Annotated in this window: 3 protein-coding genes; all 3 read left to right on the top strand. The window is 43.6% G+C overall.

The window, feature by feature from the left end:
* Window positions 1-336 (top strand): 50S ribosomal protein L16 (gene rplP / locus PLH26_RS20315; RefSeq protein WP_324587852.1); only part of this gene is annotated, 336 nt, incomplete at its 5' end.
* Window positions 337-379: 43 nt separating this feature from the next.
* Window positions 380-589: a 50S ribosomal protein L29 gene (rpmC, locus tag PLH26_RS20310; protein WP_324587851.1), complete on the top strand. Its 210-nt coding sequence runs from the start codon at window positions 380-382 to the stop codon at window positions 587-589.
* A 1-nt stretch (window position 590) separates the two neighbouring features.
* Window positions 591-848, top strand: coding sequence for a 30S ribosomal protein S17 (gene rpsQ / locus PLH26_RS20305; RefSeq protein ID WP_324587850.1), 258 nt, complete (start codon window positions 591-593; stop codon window positions 846-848).
* Window positions 849-956: the final 108 nt, after the last annotated feature.

The following is a 956-nucleotide window of genomic DNA, read 5'->3' as shown; positions in this document are numbered from 1 at the left end:
TTTGGTTCATTTGCCCTAAAAGCTCTGGAACCCATATGGCTCAACAACCGCCAGATTGAATCTGCCCGTCAGGCTATGACACGTGCCATGAAGCGTGAAGGGAATGTATGGATCCGTGTTTTTCCCGACAAGCCCATTACACGCAAACCGGCAGAAGTGAGGATGGGTAAAGGTAAGGGTAACCCTGAGTTTTGGGCAGCCGTGGTGGAGCCGGGCCGTATTCTGTTTGAAGCCGACGGCGTTCCGCTTCAGGTAGCAAAAGATGCAATGCAATTGGCTGCCGCCAAATTGCCGATCAAAACCCAGTTTATTGTTCGTCGTGACTATACGGGGTAATAAGGTCAGCAGCTAAAGTTTTAAATATTCAAACCGAATAGTAATGTCAAAGAAAACTGATTTTGTAAATAGCCTGAAAACGATGAGTGAAGCAGATTTGAAGGCGCGTATCAGCGAAGACGAGATCCGCCTGAAGAAATTAAAATTCGCTCACGCTACTTCTCCGCTGGAGAATCCGATGACCATACAATCGGTTCGGAGGGATATAGCAAGGCTGAAAACCGAATTAAAGAACAAAGCTAAAGCTCAATAAGATGGCTGAAAGAAATTTGCGCAAAACAAAGATCGGGGTGGTAACCAGCAACAGGATGGAAAAGACTGTTACGGTTGAAATTGAAAGAAAGGTAAAACACCCTATCTATGGAAAGTTCGTAAAGAAAACGACCAAGTTCCATGCTCACGACGAAAAAAATGAGTGTGGCATAGGTGATCTTGTTAAGATAATGGAAGCCCGCCCGCTGAGCAAAACAAAGCACTGGCGCCTGGTGGAAGTGGTGGAAAAAGCGAAATAATAAATTTCTGATTTGAGATTTGATGATTTGAGATTGGCGGTCCACGACTTTCTCAGGTTCAATTTCAAATTTCAAATATCAAATTTCAAATAACTAAAAAGATGATTC

The organism is Agriterribacter sp. (assembly GCF_035444585.1).
GTDB lineage: Bacteria > Bacteroidota > Bacteroidia > Chitinophagales > Chitinophagaceae > Agriterribacter.
The sequence above is the reverse complement of the archived record's forward strand: the minus strand, read 5'-3'. Positions and strand labels throughout refer to the sequence as shown.

Coding starts and splice junctions, on each gene's coding strand:
- rpmC (WP_324587851.1), top strand. CDS start 380: ATGTCAAAGAAAACTGATTTTGTAAATAGCCTGAAAACGATGAGTGAA.
- rpsQ (WP_324587850.1), top strand. CDS start 591: ATGGCTGAAAGAAATTTGCGCAAAACAAAGATCGGGGTGGTAACCAGC.